Origin of the sequence: Schaedlerella arabinosiphila, assembly GCF_003885045.1 — a bacterium.
GTDB classification, from domain to species: domain Bacteria; phylum Bacillota; class Clostridia; order Lachnospirales; family Lachnospiraceae; genus Schaedlerella; species Schaedlerella arabinosiphila.
On sequence record NZ_RHJS01000002.1, the window covers coordinates 1,183,104 to 1,200,308 of the forward strand.

20 protein-coding genes are annotated in these 17,205 nt (G+C 46.3%); 13 read left to right on the top strand and 7 right to left on the bottom strand.

Features of this window, described 5'->3' with window-relative positions; genetic code table 11:
• The first annotated feature begins 161 nt into the window (after window positions 1–161).
• The 4 genes from EBB54_RS32445 (at window position 162) to EBB54_RS05905 (ending at window position 1,829) form a co-directional block, all read left to right on the top strand.
• Window positions 162–782 (top strand): AAA family ATPase, encoded by a 621-nt coding sequence (locus EBB54_RS32445; RefSeq protein WP_330554390.1) that lies wholly within the window; start codon window positions 162–164, stop codon window positions 780–782.
• Entirely contained in the window at window positions 779–1,201 is a 423-nt protein-coding gene (locus tag EBB54_RS32450; protein ID WP_305137703.1) for a hypothetical protein, read from the top strand. Before EBB54_RS32445 ends, EBB54_RS32450 begins: the two co-directional genes overlap by 4 nt.
• The gene (locus EBB54_RS32455; RefSeq protein WP_305137700.1) at window positions 1,108–1,383 is read left to right on the top strand and encodes a PD-(D/E)XK nuclease domain-containing protein; all 276 of its coding nucleotides are present in this window, start codon (window positions 1,108–1,110) and stop codon (window positions 1,381–1,383) included. The genes EBB54_RS32450 and EBB54_RS32455 overlap by 94 nt, the downstream gene beginning before the upstream one ends.
• Before the next feature lie 149 nt (window positions 1,384–1,532).
• Window positions 1,533–1,829: a hypothetical protein gene (locus tag EBB54_RS05905; RefSeq protein ID WP_016296916.1), complete on the top strand. Its 297-nt coding sequence runs from the start codon at window positions 1,533–1,535 to the stop codon at window positions 1,827–1,829.
• 77 nt (window positions 1,830–1,906) lie between these two features.
• On the opposite strand, the gene EBB54_RS05910 is transcribed toward EBB54_RS05905, so the two are convergent.
• From EBB54_RS05910 to EBB54_RS05920, 3 genes are all read right to left on the bottom strand, one after another.
• Window positions 1,907–2,176, bottom strand: a complete 270-nt coding sequence (locus EBB54_RS05910) for a Txe/YoeB family addiction module toxin (protein ID WP_125126734.1) — start codon at window positions 2,174–2,176, stop codon at window positions 1,907–1,909.
• Entirely contained in the window at window positions 2,169–2,438 is a 270-nt protein-coding gene (locus tag EBB54_RS05915; protein WP_016296914.1) for a type II toxin-antitoxin system RelB/DinJ family antitoxin, read from the bottom strand. The genes EBB54_RS05910 and EBB54_RS05915 overlap by 8 nt, the downstream gene beginning before the upstream one ends.
• 158 nt (window positions 2,439–2,596) lie before the next feature.
• The gene (locus EBB54_RS05920) at window positions 2,597–3,451 is read right to left on the bottom strand and encodes a MerR family transcriptional regulator (RefSeq protein ID WP_125126735.1); all 855 of its coding nucleotides are present in this window, start codon (window positions 3,449–3,451) and stop codon (window positions 2,597–2,599) included.
• Between the two features lie 82 nt (window positions 3,452–3,533).
• On the opposite strand from EBB54_RS05920, the gene EBB54_RS05925 reads away from it, so the two are divergent.
• Window positions 3,534–4,868: an MATE family efflux transporter gene (locus tag EBB54_RS05925; RefSeq protein ID WP_125126736.1), complete on the top strand. Its 1,335-nt coding sequence runs from the start codon at window positions 3,534–3,536 to the stop codon at window positions 4,866–4,868.
• Here EBB54_RS05925 and EBB54_RS05930 read toward each other — a convergent pair.
• Entirely contained in the window at window positions 4,859–5,365 is a 507-nt protein-coding gene (locus EBB54_RS05930) for a methylated-DNA--[protein]-cysteine S-methyltransferase (protein WP_016296911.1), read from the bottom strand. The two genes, EBB54_RS05925 and EBB54_RS05930, sit on opposite strands and share 10 nt — an antisense overlap.
• Before the next feature lie 150 nt (window positions 5,366–5,515).
• Here EBB54_RS05930 and EBB54_RS05935 point away from each other — a divergent pair, with 150 nt between their 5' ends.
• Window positions 5,516–6,658 carry an AAA family ATPase gene (locus EBB54_RS05935; RefSeq protein ID WP_243127557.1) on the top strand — a complete coding sequence of 381 codons (1,143 nt, stop codon included), beginning with the start codon at window positions 5,516–5,518 and terminating at the stop codon, window positions 6,656–6,658.
• A gap of 2 nt (window positions 6,659–6,660) precedes the next feature.
• Window positions 6,661–7,269 (top strand): RloB family protein, encoded by a 609-nt coding sequence (locus EBB54_RS05940; protein WP_125126737.1) that lies wholly within the window; start codon window positions 6,661–6,663, stop codon window positions 7,267–7,269.
• A 123-nt stretch (window positions 7,270–7,392) separates the two neighbouring features.
• Here EBB54_RS05940 and EBB54_RS05945 read toward each other — a convergent pair whose 3' ends face one another.
• Entirely contained in the window at window positions 7,393–9,396 is a 2,004-nt protein-coding gene (locus EBB54_RS05945; protein WP_125126738.1) for a right-handed parallel beta-helix repeat-containing protein, read from the bottom strand.
• A 143-nt stretch (window positions 9,397–9,539) separates the two neighbouring features.
• On the opposite strand from EBB54_RS05945, the gene EBB54_RS05950 reads away from it, so the two are divergent.
• The 3 genes from EBB54_RS05950 to EBB54_RS05960 all read left to right on the top strand — a co-directional run bounded on the left by EBB54_RS05950 (window position 9,540) and on the right by EBB54_RS05960 (window position 11,153).
• A complete protein-coding gene (locus EBB54_RS05950; RefSeq protein WP_044984963.1) occupies window positions 9,540–9,932 on the top strand; it encodes a hypothetical protein in 393 nt (130 codons plus the stop codon).
• Window positions 9,922–10,173 carry a hypothetical protein gene (locus tag EBB54_RS05955; protein ID WP_125126739.1) on the top strand — a complete coding sequence of 84 codons (252 nt, stop codon included), beginning with the start codon at window positions 9,922–9,924 and terminating at the stop codon, window positions 10,171–10,173. The genes EBB54_RS05950 and EBB54_RS05955 overlap by 11 nt, the downstream gene beginning before the upstream one ends.
• 74 nt (window positions 10,174–10,247) lie before the next feature.
• Window positions 10,248–11,153 (top strand): AraC family transcriptional regulator, encoded by a 906-nt coding sequence (locus tag EBB54_RS05960; protein ID WP_125126740.1) that lies wholly within the window; start codon window positions 10,248–10,250, stop codon window positions 11,151–11,153.
• A gap of 57 nt (window positions 11,154–11,210) precedes the next feature.
• On the opposite strand, the gene EBB54_RS05965 is transcribed toward EBB54_RS05960, so the two are convergent.
• Window positions 11,211–12,086, bottom strand: a complete 876-nt coding sequence (locus tag EBB54_RS05965; protein ID WP_125126741.1) for a LysR family transcriptional regulator — start codon at window positions 12,084–12,086, stop codon at window positions 11,211–11,213.
• Between the two features lie 184 nt (window positions 12,087–12,270).
• Here EBB54_RS05965 and EBB54_RS05970 point away from each other — a divergent pair, with 184 nt between their 5' ends.
• From EBB54_RS05970 to hypB, 3 genes are all read left to right on the top strand, one after another.
• Entirely contained in the window at window positions 12,271–15,039 is a 2,769-nt protein-coding gene (locus EBB54_RS05970) for an FAD-dependent oxidoreductase (RefSeq protein ID WP_125130623.1), read from the top strand.
• An 88-nt stretch (window positions 15,040–15,127) separates the two neighbouring features.
• Complete coding sequence (locus tag EBB54_RS05975) at window positions 15,128–15,478, top strand: hydrogenase maturation nickel metallochaperone HypA (protein WP_125126742.1); 351 nt, start codon at window positions 15,128–15,130, stop codon at window positions 15,476–15,478.
• A gap of 59 nt (window positions 15,479–15,537) precedes the next feature.
• A complete protein-coding gene (gene hypB / locus EBB54_RS05980; RefSeq protein WP_125126743.1) occupies window positions 15,538–16,218 on the top strand; it encodes a hydrogenase nickel incorporation protein HypB in 681 nt (226 codons plus the stop codon).
• On the opposite strand, the gene EBB54_RS05985 is transcribed toward hypB, so the two are convergent.
• Window positions 16,200–17,174 (bottom strand): AraC family transcriptional regulator, encoded by a 975-nt coding sequence (locus EBB54_RS05985; RefSeq protein WP_125126744.1) that lies wholly within the window; start codon window positions 17,172–17,174, stop codon window positions 16,200–16,202. The genes hypB and EBB54_RS05985 overlap by 19 nt on opposite strands.
• Between the last annotated feature and the right edge of the window lie 31 nt (window positions 17,175–17,205).

Genomic DNA, 17,205 nt, shown 5'->3' on the forward strand with positions numbered 1-17,205 from the left:
GCACATACTGTTCACGGTGCCTTGCACCTTGCTGCAAGGCACCCGGCCGGTAAAATAGCGGTTACAGGGAAAGCAGGTTGACAATAGATACTTCTTGTGACATGATAAAGAAAAGGAACAGCATTTATGATTTAGGCATGATAGCAGGAAGGTGATCCGGTATGTCCGCAGAATTAAAAATCAAACTGCCTGTTGGCATCGAAAGTTTTGAAGAGATTCGTACAGAAGGCTTTTACTATATCGATAAGACAAATTTGATCAGGGATTTGTTGGAAGGATGGGGAAAAGTGAACCTTTTTACACGTCCAAGGCGGTTTGGAAAGTCTTTGAATATGAGTATGCTGAAAAGTTTTTTTGAAACAGGCGCAAAAAAAGAACTGTTTGTCGGCCTTGCAATTTCAGGGGAGCATGCGCTGTGCGAAAGGTATATGGGAAAATTTCCTGTGATTTCCGTCACATTTAAGGGGATTGTAGGAGCGGATTTTCAGACTGCAAAAGGAATGCTGCGCTATGAACTGAAAAGGGAAGCCGAACGGTATCAGCTTCTGGCAGACAGCGACAGATTAACGGAGACAGACAAACGCAATTATTTTGAACTGCTGAGGATGGAAACACAGGAAACGGTGATGGTGTCGCTGGCTTTATTATCCAGGCTTCTGTACAAACATTTTGGCAAAAAAACCTTGATACTGATTGACGAGTATGATGTACCTCTGGCAAAGGCACAGCAGAGCGGATATTATGAAGAAATGGCATCGCTGATCCGCAGGAATACTGGATGAACACAAGCGGAAATGATATCATCCATACATTTCTTTCGAAGGCAAAGCCTGCTACGGTGAAGCGGCAGATTGAGCGGCTGATGGATGGGGAAGCTGTAACAATGACCATCCAGGATAAACTGACCTATAAAGAAATGTATGACTCGATTGAAAATATGTGGAGTGTGCTGTTTATGACCGGATATCTGACACAGCGCGGAAAAGCCCAGGGTAGAAAGCGGCAGCTCATGATTCCAAATACAGAAATCAGAAATATATTTTCAGAACAGATTTTAGAACAGTTTTTTGAAAATGAGAGGCAGGATGGAAAAAATATAGATATCTTGTGCAGCGCTTTGGAAAGTGGGAATCCGGGGACGGATTTGCAGACATCATCATTGAGACGGAGTACGGACCAGGGAGTACGCGGCTTGGAATAGTGATAGAACTGAAATATTCGGAGTCAGAAAAGATGGATGCAGCAATTGGAGAGGCGATGAAGCAGATGGAAGAGAAAAACTATACAGCGCTGCTTCAGGCAAAGGGATGTAAGCCTGTTCTGAAATATGGGATCGCATGTCATAAGAAAAAATGCAGAGTCGTTATGCAGGAGCTTCTGTAGCATCTGCCTGCCGCGCAGGTTTTGATCCTGCTTGGAATCCCTCTGCGGTACGAGGAATTTCTGCCCGCATATCCGGCGGTTCAGAGTAAAATGAACGTAACAAATATCAATTCGTTTCAGCCGTTTTTATGCGGCAGAAAGGAGTCGCTATGGAAGCGGAACGTCTATTGTATATGTTTGCTATGATCCTTCCCGCATTTGGCCTGGCGCGGCTGGTCTGGGAAAGGAAGCTGGAGGTTTCAAGAAAAGCGGTTACCGGTACGAACGCTTTTTCCTCTACAGTGCTGGGAGGCATTGTGGGGACAGGCGCGTTGTGGAAGCTGACAGGCAGTTATATCTATGCGGCCGTCTATGCGGCGATTATCGTTGTATGCTACGGGGTCATTTGCGTGGTTGTGAAAAAGAAGGAATATCCGGAGGAAGAACGGTTTACGAAAGAAGAGTAATCTTGGGAAATATGGAATCCGATTAGGGAAAAAGACGAAGGCTGGTCAGAGGATGACCAGCCTCATTGCCAGATAAACTACGTATCTTTATAATGGCCTCGACAATGTGCAATATAAATTCGTTCGTCTTCCATATGGTACACAAGGCGGTCTTTATCATTGATATGACGGCTGTATTCCCCTTGCAAATCGCCTGTCAGAGGTTCTGGTTTTCCGATTCCATTCATACAGCCATTTCGTTCAATATCCTTGATAAGCTGATTGATACGTTTTATTGTTTTTTTATCTTGTGTCTGCCAGTAGAGGTAATCATCCCAGGCATCATCAGACCATATTTTTTCACTCATCGTCCACCTCGATCAGTTCATGGGATTTCCCTTTTCCGGCTTTCAGTTCCTGTACAGATTTTTTTACATAAGCGATGTTTGCTTCAGAAAAAAAAGGATCAGGTGACTGTGTAATTTCAAAGGGAATCCGATTTTCACGTAAGACTGCTTTCACAAAAAGGTTAATAGCAGTGGAGGTATTTAAACCGACATTGGAACAAAATGTGTCAAAGCTGGTTTTATCATTTTCATCTACTCGTGCGGTTAAAGTTGCCAGTGCCATAGATACATCTCCTTTCACTCTTTATATGTCTATTATATTACTATTGTGTGCTTAAAGCAAGCGTTTGTAATACGAAAATTTTTTGATTATAGTTATAGTTATAATTCACGGCTTAACTGGACGCGATTAGTAATGAATCAGATACTAAAAGGGAATGTTTACGAAACTGGAATCTCAATCTGCGTAATATAATCCTCCATCCTCTCGATCACATTTTCATTGATCCCCATTTCATAAGAAAAGCCGTACAGCGTCAGGTTCTGCGCTTCGGCAAAATCCAGGATTTCCCGATATTTGCGGGGGATCTCTTTCCATGGCCCCTTGTGAAAAGCCTGGATATACCTGCCGGCGGGCTGTATATGGAATGCGCTTTCCCGGGGGCGGGGTTCTGCGGATTCTTCCGTAAAAACCGATGCCCCGGGATCGGGAATCTCAATGAAGAGGCGGGTATGGTCCTCAAAATGCCCTCCGTAAATGCTTTCCGCCGGAAGCATGGTCCCGTAGGAGGCGTCGTGCAGGCGGCGGAGCTGGCATTTCTTCGTCTCAGCGGTGATCATTTCTACCTCTTTTTCAAAAGAGGTCTCCCCGGTGATCTCAACGGTCACTAAGGCCCGTTCTTCCTTTTCCACAATACGGATCTGGGACAGGTCCATAGTCAGCAGGGTCTCCATATGTTCATGATAACTGCATAACGTTTTCCGGAGCGACCTCAGATGTTCGATACTCTGATCCAGGGCCGTTATTTTTTCTTCCAACAGGATTTTCAGGCTGGCGGCGGAACGGTTTTTCATAAAATCCTGAATCTCGCTGACAGATACGTCCAGTTCCCGAAGCAGGAGAATGGTCTCTAAGACAGCGCTTTGACGATAGCTGTAACAGCGGTATCCATTTTCCGGGTTGACGGCCGCCGGCCGGAACAGCCCGATCTCGTCATACCACATCAGTGTTTTCTTATTGATTCCGTGCATGGCCGCAAACTGGCCGATGGTGAGCAATTTCTCGTTTTGAATCATTTTTTAAAAATCTCCTTGACCGTACAGTTACTGTACGGTCTATGATACTATATACAGATTATAAAAGCAAGGAGAAAACACAATGGAAAATCAAACTTTATACGAAAAGCCGGTCACATTGAAGCATATTCTGAAATTTGCCGTCCCCACCATAGCCATGACGGTATTTATGTCCTTCTACACCATGGTTGACGGCCTGTTTGTGTCCAACCTGATCGGTACAAACGCGCTCTCTGCGATTAACCTGACGGCGCCGGTCATCCAGGTTGTGACCGCCGTTTCCACCATGCTGGCCACCGGAGGCAGCGCGGTGATCATGAAAAAAATGGGAGAGCAGAAGGTCTCGGAGGCAAGGGAGGACTTTACCTTTTTGATCCTGGTCAACGCGGCGGTGGGATTTGTGATGTGCGCTCTGGGCTATCTGGCGATGGGGCCGGTATTTGCGGGGATGAATCTGTCTGCGGAGGTGGCCGGATACTGTGTGGAATACTTGAGCCGGTATCTGCTGTTTACGGTTCCGATCCTGCTGATGAATAACTTTACCCTTTACATGATCGCCAGCGAAAAGGCAACGCTTTCACTGGTATGCTCCGTGACGGGGGGCGTTTTGAATATGGTGCTGGACTATGTATTTATAGGGATGCTGGATATGGGGATCGGCGGCGCGGCCGTGGCGACAGGGATGGGATACTCTGTGACAGCGGTTGTGGGACTGTTCGTGTTCAGCCGGAAAACAAGCCTTCTCCATTTCCGCAAACCGGTGCCGCGTATCAAGGTGCTTGTAAACGCGGCGTCAAACGGATGCTCGGAGATGGCCACAGCACTTGTTACCGGGATCATCACGATGATGTTCAACTGGACGATGCTGAGATATGTGGGGGAAAACGGCGTGGCGGCGGTGACGATCATCATGTATGTGCTGATGTTTGTCAGTTCCCTGTATACCGGATATTCCTACGGGGTGGCGCCCATGATCAGCTATTATCACGGGGAAGAAAACCACGGAAAACTGAAAACGTTGATCCGGATCAGCCTGAAAGTGATCGCCTGCATTTCCGTCCTGTCACTGGCTGCATCCTTTGCACTGACAAAACCGCTGGTATCCGTGTTCGCAAGGCCGGATAATCCGGTCTATGACCTGGCCGTGACAGGAAACCGGATCTGCACCATAGCGCTTATGTTTATCGGATTTAATATTTTTGCAAGCGGGATGTTCACCGCACTGTCTAACGGAGTGGTGTCGGCGGTTCTGGCATTTTCTCGATCCTTTGTATTCATGCTGGTCACCATGCTGGTGCTTCCGCTGTTTCTGGGGGTCAGCGGAATCTGGCTGGCCACGCCTGCGGCGGAGCTGATGGCGCTGGTGCTGTCGGCGGGGATGTTCTGGAAGCATAGGAAAACGTATGGCTACCTTTGAACAATCTCTGCGTTTTCCATAGTAAGCAGATGCAGCTTTTTCTCAATCCCGCCGGCGTAGCCTGTCAGGCTTCCGTCTGTTCCCACCACCCGGTGGCAGGGAATGATCAGTGAAATGGGGTTGTGCCCCACCGCGCCTCCCACCGCCTGGGCAGACATGTGAGGAAGCCCCATCTGTTTTGCGATGCGGTCCGCAATCCCGCCGTATGTCAGAGTCTGCCCGAATGGAATCGTAAGCAATAGTTCCCATACGGCTTTGCGGAAAGGCGTTGTCTCCATTTTCAGCAGCGGCGTGAAATCCGGAGCCTTGCCGCTGAAATAGATGTCAAGCCATTTCCTGGTTTCTTCAAACACAGGGAGGGGCTGTTCCTCATATTCTTTTGGCAGCGTACTGCCGAAATACTTCTGGCCGTCAAACCATAGTCCTGTGAGTTCGTTTCCGCTGCCGGAAATCGTAATACCGCCCAGGGGCGAATGATAATGATAAACAGATGTCATGATATCGTACCTCAAAATATGTGTTATTTGCTTTGTTCGCTTGTTATTTGGTTCATACTGCAATAGTATCATATCTTTTCTGCGAGTGCTATCTGTTTTTCAATGGGATATGATCGGGAGGCAAGGTATGGTTACTGTTCACACGGCGTCGTGCACCCTGCTGCACGGCGTCCAGCCAATAAAGTAACATTTGCCATAATATCCAGCTTTGAATTAGAAATTTTATTAAATAATAAATACTATGCTTATGGGTTTGAGGTGATTTTAAACCAAAGCCGATTTATATCAGAATGGTTAGTAGAGTTAACATCGGATAATAGGGAAAAATTAATTTTCAGCCGTGATATCAACAAAGGGACTTATGAACTTGGCGGAGAAGTAAAGGCAAAAGGATTAATAGAAAAATTGAATGTTTATGCAGAGGATATACAGGAGGATGGCAGTGCATTATTTTTATCAGTTATGAATCAAAATAAGAAGACTTTGTATCAACAGTTTAAGCAGGCCGTCATATTTCAGGATGTATATATGTGGATAAAAAATAATTTGGATATTAATTATCCAAACAGACCTATTTCCGATTACTCCTACATGGCGGAAACAGAAAATGTAGAAAAAATCTGTAGAATTATAGCAGCGTTCGGGACAGGGATTACAGATTTTCAGATGGTGGAAGTTCCTGTTGAGAAGGTATTAGGACATTTACCAAAGAAGATTCAAGAGGACTTGCTTGCGGATATTGAAAAGAAAATGGTGGAGATGAAGGAGGATATGGATTTAGGTGGATTTGGATTTGTAATGCGAAGTTACAGAAATTTTTTCATGATCAACATTGATAAGGAAGAAAACATTATTTGCAAAACAATTAAATTTTCACATGAAAAAAAGAATGTTTTGTTTGAATTGTCAGAGGAATCGGATGGTACTGTAAGACTTTTAGATTTATTAGAAGTGCTGTTATCAGGTAAAAGCAAAACATATATCATTGATGAACTGGATCGATGTCTGCATCCCAGTCTGACATATAAATTTGTCGAAACATTTTTAGAACTGGCATCCGAGAAAAATATTCAATTAATTGTAACAACTCATGAATCACGCTTATTAGATTTTGATTTGCTGCGCCGTGATGAAATTTGGTTTGTAAATAAAAGGAAATCCGGAGAAACCGATATTTATTCTTTAGAGGAATACAATGCCAGATTTGATCAGAAAATTGATAAAGCTTATTTGGAAGGACGTTATGGAGGTGTTCCGGTTTTCAATACTATATTTCCGATTCGAGAGGTATAGGGATGAGAGAGAAAAGAACATTTGCAGAGCGGACACAGGTATTCGCGTCGGATAAAACTCTAAAAAAGTATTTCCTCGTATACGAAGGTTCTGAAACAGAAGCGATCTATTTTGATGCAGTTAGTTCCCTGCGTGAAAAAATGAAGATAAACCCATTGATTGAGATTATTCCAATTATTAGAAGCTATAGTGAAGACGGATGGAGTAATCCAAAAAAAATATTGGATCGGGTTATTGAAAACTTGGAAGAAAGCAGAAATAATCAGTATCAGTATGTAATTGATAAGTGTGAAGAAATGGGATTTGGGTTATATGTCACAAACCCATGTTTTGAATTTTGGCTGTTGTTACATTTTGATGGAGTATTTGAACTGGATAGAGAAAAGTTGTTGAAAAATCCAAAAGTGACAGCAAAAAGAAGGTATGTAGAACAAGAACTTCGAAGACTTTGGCCAGGGTATAAAAAGAGCTCCTATAAGGCAGAGAAATTATTGAAGGACATCGATAAGGCTATTAGTAATGAAAAGGAATTTTGTGAAGATGTTGCAGAGTTAGAAAATTGTGTAGGCAGCAATATAGGAAAGCTGATCACTGATATGCGAACACAATGAAGGTGCCGTAAAAGAGAACTGGAATACCCGGTAGACGATGCATCCTATGATGCCTTAAAATAAAACAAGTCATAAAAGGTCTGCCGGGAAATCCCGCTGTTTCCCGGCAGCCACAGTTACAGATCAGGCAAGCGCATCTTTCGTACCCCTGCCGGCAAACGGCCCGGCGATCGGTACAACGCCCCGTTTATTTCCAAAGTAATCATATGCAAACACAATCGGCGTCTCGTCAGGCTCTTCGAACTTCTGCTCCGGTTCAAATGCCTCCCCCAGCGTTTCCGTGCTGACAAAGGGAATCTCAAATTCCGGGAGATGCTCGTACAGGTTGGTTTCCAGACGGTATCCGCCGTTTTCCTCCTTCAGAGATACCGTGACGTGATGCTCCCTGTCAACCCGGTAATTTTCCTCACAGCCGCAGGGCTGCGCACCGTTGAAATACACATTTCCCCCTGTATACACCGGAAGATGGTCATAGTAGATATCCTTTCCCCAGTGATCCACCGCAGATTCCGGCGTGAATCTGGAAAAATACTCCTCCGCCGTGGGATAGCCGTCATAAGGTCTGGTGCCGCACACAAACTGACACATTGCGGCCATGCCGCTGTTTTCTGCATATACGGCCAGATCCTGCCGGATCTCCTTCTGTACGAAGATATTATTGTAAAACCGGGCGTCCCCGTGAAGGATGGTCATAAACCCGGCTACTTCTGTGCGGTGGGGCACATGGTAGGGCGTGTAGCGCGGTGTGGGAAGGCGTCGTCCCCCGTTGTCCGTCCCCTGTCCCACCCAGGTAAAGGAGCCGGTGATCAGGTTGTGGACAAACGCGATCCCCTGGGTGCTGATGCGGGCGGCGCAGTCGGAGAGCAGCAGGTTGTTGTCGATGAGGGTGGGGCCGTGGGACACTTCGATGAAAATGTCCTCCCCAAGGGCAAGCCCGTCTGCAATCTCTGTGCCCTTCGGCGGTACATTGTCGTGGAACAGATTCTGTGTGACCCGGGTGCCCTGTGCCTGCCAGTCCAGCCAAAGCCCCCGTGTGCAGTGGTGGAAATGGTTGCGGCGGATGGTCACGTCAATGGCCGCGTGCATTTTGATGCCGCCGATCTCGGCTCCGGCAAGGTTCTGCTTGTTGTTGATATGGTGGATATGGTTGTCCTCGATCACAGAGAACACGCCCCCCAGATGCCCCACGATCCCGGTCTGTCCGCAGTCATGGATATTGCAGCGGCGCACAATATGGGAGCCGATCCGTTCCTTCGTCCAGCCTTCCCTCTGAGCCTGGCAGATGGCGTCCCGTTCGGTCTGGGTGCCGTCCTTGTAAAGCCGGGTAGTCCATTTGTTTTCATTTTCCGGCTGCAGATATTTTCCCAGAGAAATGCCGGAGCACTTGGAATGGGAGATCTCACAGTCCTCGATGATCCAGCCCTTTGACCAGTGAGGGCCGACCATGCCCTCCTGATAAGCGGTGGGCGGAGCCCAGGTGGTGGCGGCCTGCTTTACTACAAATCCGGACAGGGTGATGTATCCCACTCCGGTCTGATCCGGGTAAAAGCAATTGCGGCGTACATTGATCTCCACATTCTCCGCATTGGGATCTGCGCCCTGGAAATTGGCATAGATTACGGTGTGGTCTCCGTCCTGCTCTGTATACCATTTGTAGATTGTAAAATCCGGGTCCCAGGAACTGAGATATTTGGAAGGATGCGTTACCTCCTCCAGAGAAGCGGCCTCATACAGGGATTTTCCGTTTAAGTAGACTTCCCCGGTATGGGCAGGTGTGACCGCATTGTACCAGTCTCCCCGGATCACGGTGGTGTAGGGATTGTAGTTTCCAAACAGGCCGTTTGGAATCCGGGCCGTCCACACATGTCCCTCATAAGGCGTCCAGTGTTTGACAGGCTCGGCTCCGGTGATGACTGCCCCCAGAGGAATTTCGCTGCGGTATACGATCCGATGATTTTCGTCGGTGCCGCCGCAGAACGGATTCACATATTCGCGGTAGATTCCGGGAGCAACGATCACTTCATCTCCCGGGCGTGCGATTTTGGCAGCTTGGCTGATCGTAGGGAAAGGGTTTTCCTTCGTGCCGCTTCCTCGATGGGAAGCATTTGCAGATACATAATAAATCATAGATGACAACCTCCTGTCTTTGGTTTATAATATATCATGATACTGCAAAGAACGATTGTTTTAAATAAGGATACAGACAAAAAATATAAAGATTCTGCCGGAAAAGCTGTTGATATAACCGCCCCTATGATGATCAATCACAAATGAGGATTCATTTAGAAACAGAAGCAAAACTTCATATCCAGGATATGGTAAGGAGAGGGGATCTGGAATTGGTTGCTTCTTTTGCTCTGACTTATGAAAATGCAAAAAATCGATTTGCGCATAAAAGAGAAGCTATTTCGAAATATATGGAAGCCAATGCATCATATTATGTTGGAAAGGAAAAGGATAAAGAAGTAGCAAAAATTGCGGAAAACATAAAGTTGACAGGAATTAAGGACATGGATGCATTTCATATTGCATGTGCAATTTTTTCGGAAAGCGATTTTTTTATTACCACAGATGACAGGGTCTTAAAATATAAGTCTGAAAAAATAGAAATCGTGACTCCGGGAGAGTTTATCAGACGGATGGAGGAGAAAGATGATGAGTAATGCGGTTGAAATTATGGATACAGGCTTTGCTTGCTTAGTAGAGAAATTAGGCGTTGTAAATGCAGAACGTTTTATTGCAATGATCAAAAGAGAAAGCTTTGATTATACAATTTGGAGAAAAGAATATTTCAAAAACATGAATATGGAAGAAATCAGAGAGGAAGCAGCTGCTTACGATGAGTCCCATCCGTTTAAAGGAAAAGCTGTCAGACTTCAAAATCTACTTTATGACATTTTTTAAGGAAGGCTCAGCCAGCAAAAGAGATAAAGATTCTGCCACCCAAAACGCATACTGCAGAGTCTGAGAGAGGAACAATGGAAGAGACGTCAAAATTCCAGATTGACAAAACAAAAAAAGAAAGGATCATCTACCAGAACCAGCTGCTGCACTATGGACTGTACATGCCGGAACCGGAAAAATGCTACTGGACGGACATTCCGTGGCACTGGCATGATGAGTTTGAATTTGGCTATATCGTGAGCGGCTCGATCCTGTATAAGACGAACCATCATGAGTACACCCTCCGCAGAGGAGACGGCATCTTTATCAATTCCGGTACGCTGCATTCACTGCATCGGCAGGAGACGGCGGAAGAGATGGCGCTGTGTTCCCAGTTTTTTGACCGGTCTTTCCTGGCAGGCAGTTCCGGCAGCATATACGACCTGAAATACATGATGCCCGTGCAGGAACGAAAGCGATTGGATGCCAGGCCCCTGTATCAGGGAAATCCATCAGATGCGGTATTTTTGGAGAGACTGCAGGAGGGCATCCGGCTCAGTCAGGAAAAGGCACCTTTTTTCGAATTGCGTGTCAGAAGCCTTTTTTCCGAACTTTGGGAGACGGTGTATTCCTGGGCAATGGAAGGCAGAGAAGAAGACAGTGCATTTGATTCGGAAGAGGATGCAAGGATCAAGAAAATGCTCTCCCTGATCCGGGAGAATTACAGTGAAAAAATAACCGCGGCCATGCTGGCAGACGCGGTGCACATCAGCGAGCGGGAATGCTACCGTGTCTTTCGGAAAATACTGGGCATCACGCCCGGGGAATTTCTGGTCTCGATACGTCTGCAGAAGGCCCAGGAGCTTTTGTGGAATACGGATCAGAGTATCCTGGAGATCGCCCTGGAGACCGGGTTTGGGACCGGCAGCTATTTCTGCAAGATTTTCAAAGAAAATCATCATATCACGCCGAACCAGTACCGGCGGCTGAAAAGAAAATAAGAAACTGTCTCAAAGAAAAATGTTTGTGGTCATTTCAGAAAGAGGGGCATAAAAATCTCATACTGCCAACATTTTTTTGATATAGTTCACATAGATCCGCTCATTTTTGGTAAGATGATCCTGATATTCCAGTCCAAAGGTGTAGGAAATATCCGGTTCCAGGCGCCGGATGACGAGATTTTCATCCATTTGTGTTTTGGCAATGGCCTCATCCTGGATAAAGATTCCCATGCCCTCTTTTAACAGATGCTTTACCCCTGTAGTGTTCCCCTGATACACGATATCTGGATGAATCTCCTCCTGCTGAAAGAAATGCAGCAGATATTGATAAGGAAAAGAGGTCTGCTCCGGAACCAGGAGAGGAACATTTCCCAGATGCCTGAGAGGGATACTTTCATATTCAGCAAGAAAATGGTCTTTGGGAATCAGGGCGGTCAGGCGGCTTTTGCCGGCAGGAATAAAATGGTTCTGCGCTTTTTCCCATGTTGAATATGCCATACTGATGATATGCAGCCGCCCCATTAGGAACTCGCGGCGGAGCTCCTTTAGAGACCCCTCAAAAATCTGAATCGGAATCCCCGGATATTCCCGCCGAAATCCCGATATAAGTTCTGTTGCCATAAACAGGTCAGGATTGTGCACCACCCCAATGATTGTTCTGGCATCAGACCGTTTTTCAAAAGCAATTCTAGCTGCCTCGGCTTTACGGACATTTTCTGAAATCTGACGTGCATAGGGCAGGTAAATCTGTCCATACTCAGAGATCTCTACATTGCGGGTCGTGCGGATAAACAGCGGATGTCCCAGTTCTCGTTCCATAGATTGAATATGTTTGGAAAGAGCTGCCTGGGACATATGAAGCTGATAGGAAGCTGCACTGAAACTTTTTGTATCAGCAAGCACGACAAATTCTAAAACATAAGAAATATCCATAGATAATCCTCCCTTCTGTATCTATATTATTTATTCCAAAATCGAATAAGTCAAGACCTAAATCGAAATAATAAGCAGACCTGTATCCATATAGTTAATGTTATAATTTCATTATATTAATCCTGGGATGATGAAACAAACACGAGGAGGACAAAGTATGTCGAATGAGTCATTAAAAAACTATATGGTATGTGAAAAGGATTTCCTTCCGGACGATTATCATGTGGATGATAAAGAAAAGCTTGAGCTTTTAAAACAACTGGGGGCAATCATTACAGACCGCAGGGACAAGGCCAGCCCGGAAGCCATTACAGAGAACGATCCGGAGGTCTGGGCGCTGGATATGATCATGAGTAAAGATGAAATCAGATTCATGCTGTCTTTTGAAAAGAAAAGGGTAAATTTTTATTCTGTAGAGGAACTGGCCGGGAAGAACAATATGTCAGTAGAAGAAGCACAGGCCTACTGTGACGGTCTTTGCAGAACCGGTATTCTGGAATTTGACAGAGACACACCGGATAAAAGCAAACGTTATTTTATTCCAAAGTTTGTGGTAGGCTCCGGCGAGTATATGATGATGAATAACAAATTGATCGAAGAGCATCCGGAGATCGCAACGCTGTTCAGCCTTATGGCACAGGCCGCAGGACCGATTTCAGACAACGTTCCGCCCGGAGGCGGGGGATTGGGAATGCATGTAATTCCGGTAGAAGAGGCAATCCCTGCCGAAAGCAAGTCAGTTTCCGTAGAGCATATTTCCCACTGGCTGAAGAAATACGATAAATATGCTTTGGAAGTATGTTCCTGCCGCAGACAGCAGAGAATCCGCGGCGAAGGAACCGGTGATATTGAAGGGGCCTTCTGTATTGCACTTGGCGATATGGCGGAATATGTGGTAGAGTCAGGCAAAGAAGCCCGCTATGCCACTTATGAGGAATGTATGGAAGTACTGGAGCGTGCCGAAGAAAAAGGATTCCTTCACCAGATTGTAAATGTAGACGGTGAGGACAAGGTGGTCGGCATCTGTAACTGCGCACCCGGGGTCTGCAACGGGATTCGGTCTTCGCAGTTGTTTAATACGCCGAATATGTCCGCATCAGCCTACCGCGCCCATGTTGAAGCTGATCAATGTGTGGCCTGTGGAAAATGTGTGGAGGTCTGTCCGGTAGGTGCGGCAAAGCTTGGTCAGAAGCTGTGTAAAAAGGACAAGAGCCAGGTTACATATCCGAAGACATTACTGCCGGATGAGACCCCGTGGGGCGTGGATCAGTGGAATTACCATTACCGGGAGGACGCGAAGATCCATTGCTATGAAACAGGCACGTCGCCATGTAAGACCGCATGTCCGGTACACCTTGCTGTTCAGGGGTATGTGCAGTTGGCCGGAGAAGGAAAATATATGGAGGCTCTGAAACTGATCAAACAGGACAATCCCTTCCCGGCAGTCTGCGGCGCGATTTGCAACCACAGATGCGAAGACCGTTGTACAAGGGGAACTATCGACCAGCCGGTTGCGATCGATGAGATCAAAAAGTTCCTTGCGGCGCAGGAATTAAAGGCGGAAGGCCGCTATATCCCGGTCTGTGAAAATGATGAAGGAAAACAGTGGGGGGATGAATATAAGATCGCTGTCATCGGAGCGGGGCCTGCAGGCCTGACTGCCGCCTATTATCTGCGCACCAAAGGATATCCGGTCACTGTATTTGAAAAAGAGAAGGAACCGGGCGGTATGCTCCGCTATGGAATCCCGTCCTTCCGTCTTGAAAAAGATGTGATCCATGCGGAAATCGAGATTATCCGGACAATGGGCGCCGACATCCGGTGCGGCGTGGAGGTTGGAAAAGACATTACCTTAGACGATCTCCGCGCGGAAGGCTATCAGGCGTTCTATATCGCCATCGGCATGCAGGGCGGAAGGCTGGCCGGTGTACCGGGAGAAGACGCGGACGGCGTAGAGACAGGCGTGGATTTCTTAAGAAGAGTGAACCTTGATCCGGCGCAGAAGCTTGCCGGAAAAACGGTGGTTGTGGGCGGCGGGAATGTGGCCGTAGATGTGGCGAGAACCGCGCTTCGCGCAGGCTCTGAGGAAACGATTATGGTTTGCCTGGAAGGATGTGATGAGATGCCCGCATCCGGGGATGAAGTAGAAGAAGCAAAACAGGAAGGTATTCAGATTAAGAATGGCTGGGGGCCGAAAGAGATTCTGACGGAACATGGAAAAGTTACAGGAATCGTTTTTAAGCAATGCGTGCGTGTCTTCGATGAAGAGAACAGATTCAGTCCCCAGTATGACGAAGAGAAGGTTATGACGATTTCCTGTGATAACGTGCTGATGTCTATTGGACAGTCACCGCAGTGGGGCAGCCTGCTTAACGGATCTAAGGTTGTGGTCAGAGGAAACGGTACTGCCGAAGCAGATCCGGTTACTCTGCAGACAGCAGAAAAAGATATTTTTGTAGGCGGAGATATTTACCATGGCGCAAGATTTGCCATTGACGCCATTGCAGATGGAAAGGAAGGCATGGTCAGCATCAACCGTTTTGTACATCCGGGGCAGAGCCTTACGATTGGAAGAGATTTAAGGCAATTCATTGAACTGGACAGAGATGATATTTCCATAGAGTCTTACGATACGTCAAAACGTCAGAAGCCTGCGATGCGGGAGGGAGATGTCACAAAAACATTTGCAGATATGCGCCTGCCGCTGACGGAAGAACAGGTGAAGGCAGAGGCAAAACGCTGTCTCCACTGCGGTGCGACGACTGTGGACGAAAACCGCTGTATCGGATGCGGCCTTTGTACCACAAGGTGCGAATTTGACGCCATTCATCTGTCAAGGGATCTTCCGGAAAATTCCCAGATGTACAGCTCTGAGGAGGGCCTGGCGAAAGCAATCATGCCGTATGCGATGAAACGCAAACAGTTAATCATCTCTAAGATGAACCAGGGTTAGGAAATGACCATGGCAGTGAAACGGATACGTTCCCGGAATCTTTTCCTGGATATCCGGGGGCGCAGGGCCAAATTTTCGGGAGAAGGATATGCATGAATTAGGGATTGTCACTTATGTGGCGAAAGCTGTGACAAAAATAGCAGAGGAAAAGGACATCGAGAAGGTCGGGGCAGTTATATTAGAAATCGGAGAGGTTTCCGGGATTATAGGGGATTATCTGAAGGACTGCTGGAATTATTTCAGAAAAAGATATCCTGTCCTGACGGAAGCCGAATTACAGTATGAGACTTTATCGGCTGTTACATATTGTGAAGAATGTAAAGAAAAGTATGCAACTGTCCAATACGGACGCATATGTCCGCACTGCGGAAGTGGAAGAACCTATCTGCTTACCGGAAACGAGTGCAATATCAAGGAATTGAAGGTATACGGGACATAGGTGCAAAAAACAGGCAGAACAAGTGAAGGAATCGAAACAGTTGCGGATAAGGAGTCTAAATGTCAGATTTAAAAGTAATTGAAGTCAAACAAAGTATTTTTGAGAATAATGATAAAGACGCAGATTTATTGCGGAGCCAACTGAAAGAGGAACATACTTTTTTACTAAATCTCATGTCCTCTCCGGGAGCAGGAAAAACCACAACGCTTCTTGCCCTTGCGGATAAGCTGAAAGACCGGATCAAATGGGGCGTCATGGAAGCAGATATAGATTCTGCAGTCGATGCAGAGGCGATGAGGGACGCGGGTGTTCCTTCGATCCAGATCCATACCGGAGGGATGTGCCATCTGGACGCGGATATGACAAGGCAGGGGCTTAAAGAGTTTGACCGTAAAGACCTGGAACTGGTGATCCTGGAGAATGTAGGAAATCTGGTCTGCCCTGCGGAATTTGATACAGGAGCGGTCAAAAACATGACCATTCTTTCGGTTCCGGAAGGACACGATAAGCCGCTGAAATATCCGCTGATGTATGAGACATGCGATCTCCTTGTGATCAATAAAATGGATGTGATCGAATATTTTGATTTTGACAGGGAAAAAGCGGCCGGGTATGCAAAGCAGAGAAATCAGGATATTGAGATCCTCTTTATTTCCGCAAAAACAGGAGAGGGCATGGATGAACTTGCTGACTGGATTGTAAAAAACGTAAACGAATGGATTCAGCCATGTTCACGATAATCATGCGGTGACAGTCCGGTACGCTGCTTAAACATCCGGTAAAAATAATTCTCATCCTGGATTCCTACGATGCTTCCGATCTTATTTGCCGGGAGCATCGTATTTTTCAGCAGTTTCTTTGCGTTTTCAATCCGGAGCCGAATAATATACTCGTTCGGCGTAAATCCCAGATACTTTTTAAATAACCGGCAGAGGTGGTATTTGCTGATACTGGAAAATTCCGACAGATAGTCCAGGGTAAGCGGGCCGGCATAATTATTCTCAATATAGCTGATGAGATATTTTAAATGCTCCGGGATCTTTTTGACAGTATTCTCATATTTCGGGGTCTTGCACAGCAAAAGTACAAGCAGGCTTTCCAACTGGCTGGAAATCTGCAGTTCACGGCAAGGGGCAATGGTTTCGTGCAGTTCGATGAGCCGTTCCAGCATGGGAAGAAATTCCCCGTCTAAGGGCTGGCAGAAATGTGCATTGCCCCCGTTGATGTACTGCTGGTAGATATACTCCGAGTAAGAACCGGAAAAATGCAGGTCGCTATGTTTCCAGTGAGTCCCTTCTGTGCGGTAATAATGGGGCTTTCTGCAGTCGATAAAAAATCCTTCCCCTTCTTTTACGGAACAGGATTCGTCCTCATATTCCAGATAGCCTTCCCCTTCATATGTATAGGAAATTAAATAAGAATGGAAATTTTTCCTGCGGGTGTAATAGCTTGCCCCGGCATCCAAAATGGAAAAGGACTGGATATAGAAAAAATTTTTCAGGGCAAATTCTGTCAGCGGATGATTGGAGCAGGAAAAGCCGACGCCTTCCAGGCAGTAGGAACAATCCTGGAAAAAGACCGTATCATCCGGCAGCTCAAGTAAACGCTCTACAGGCAGGGTTTCAGGAGAAATCCTGGACAAAGGCTGTTCTCCTCTCCGATATACTGTTTTATGTAAATGAATATGATCAAACATAAACCTACCCTCCTTCAAAACAGCAATATAA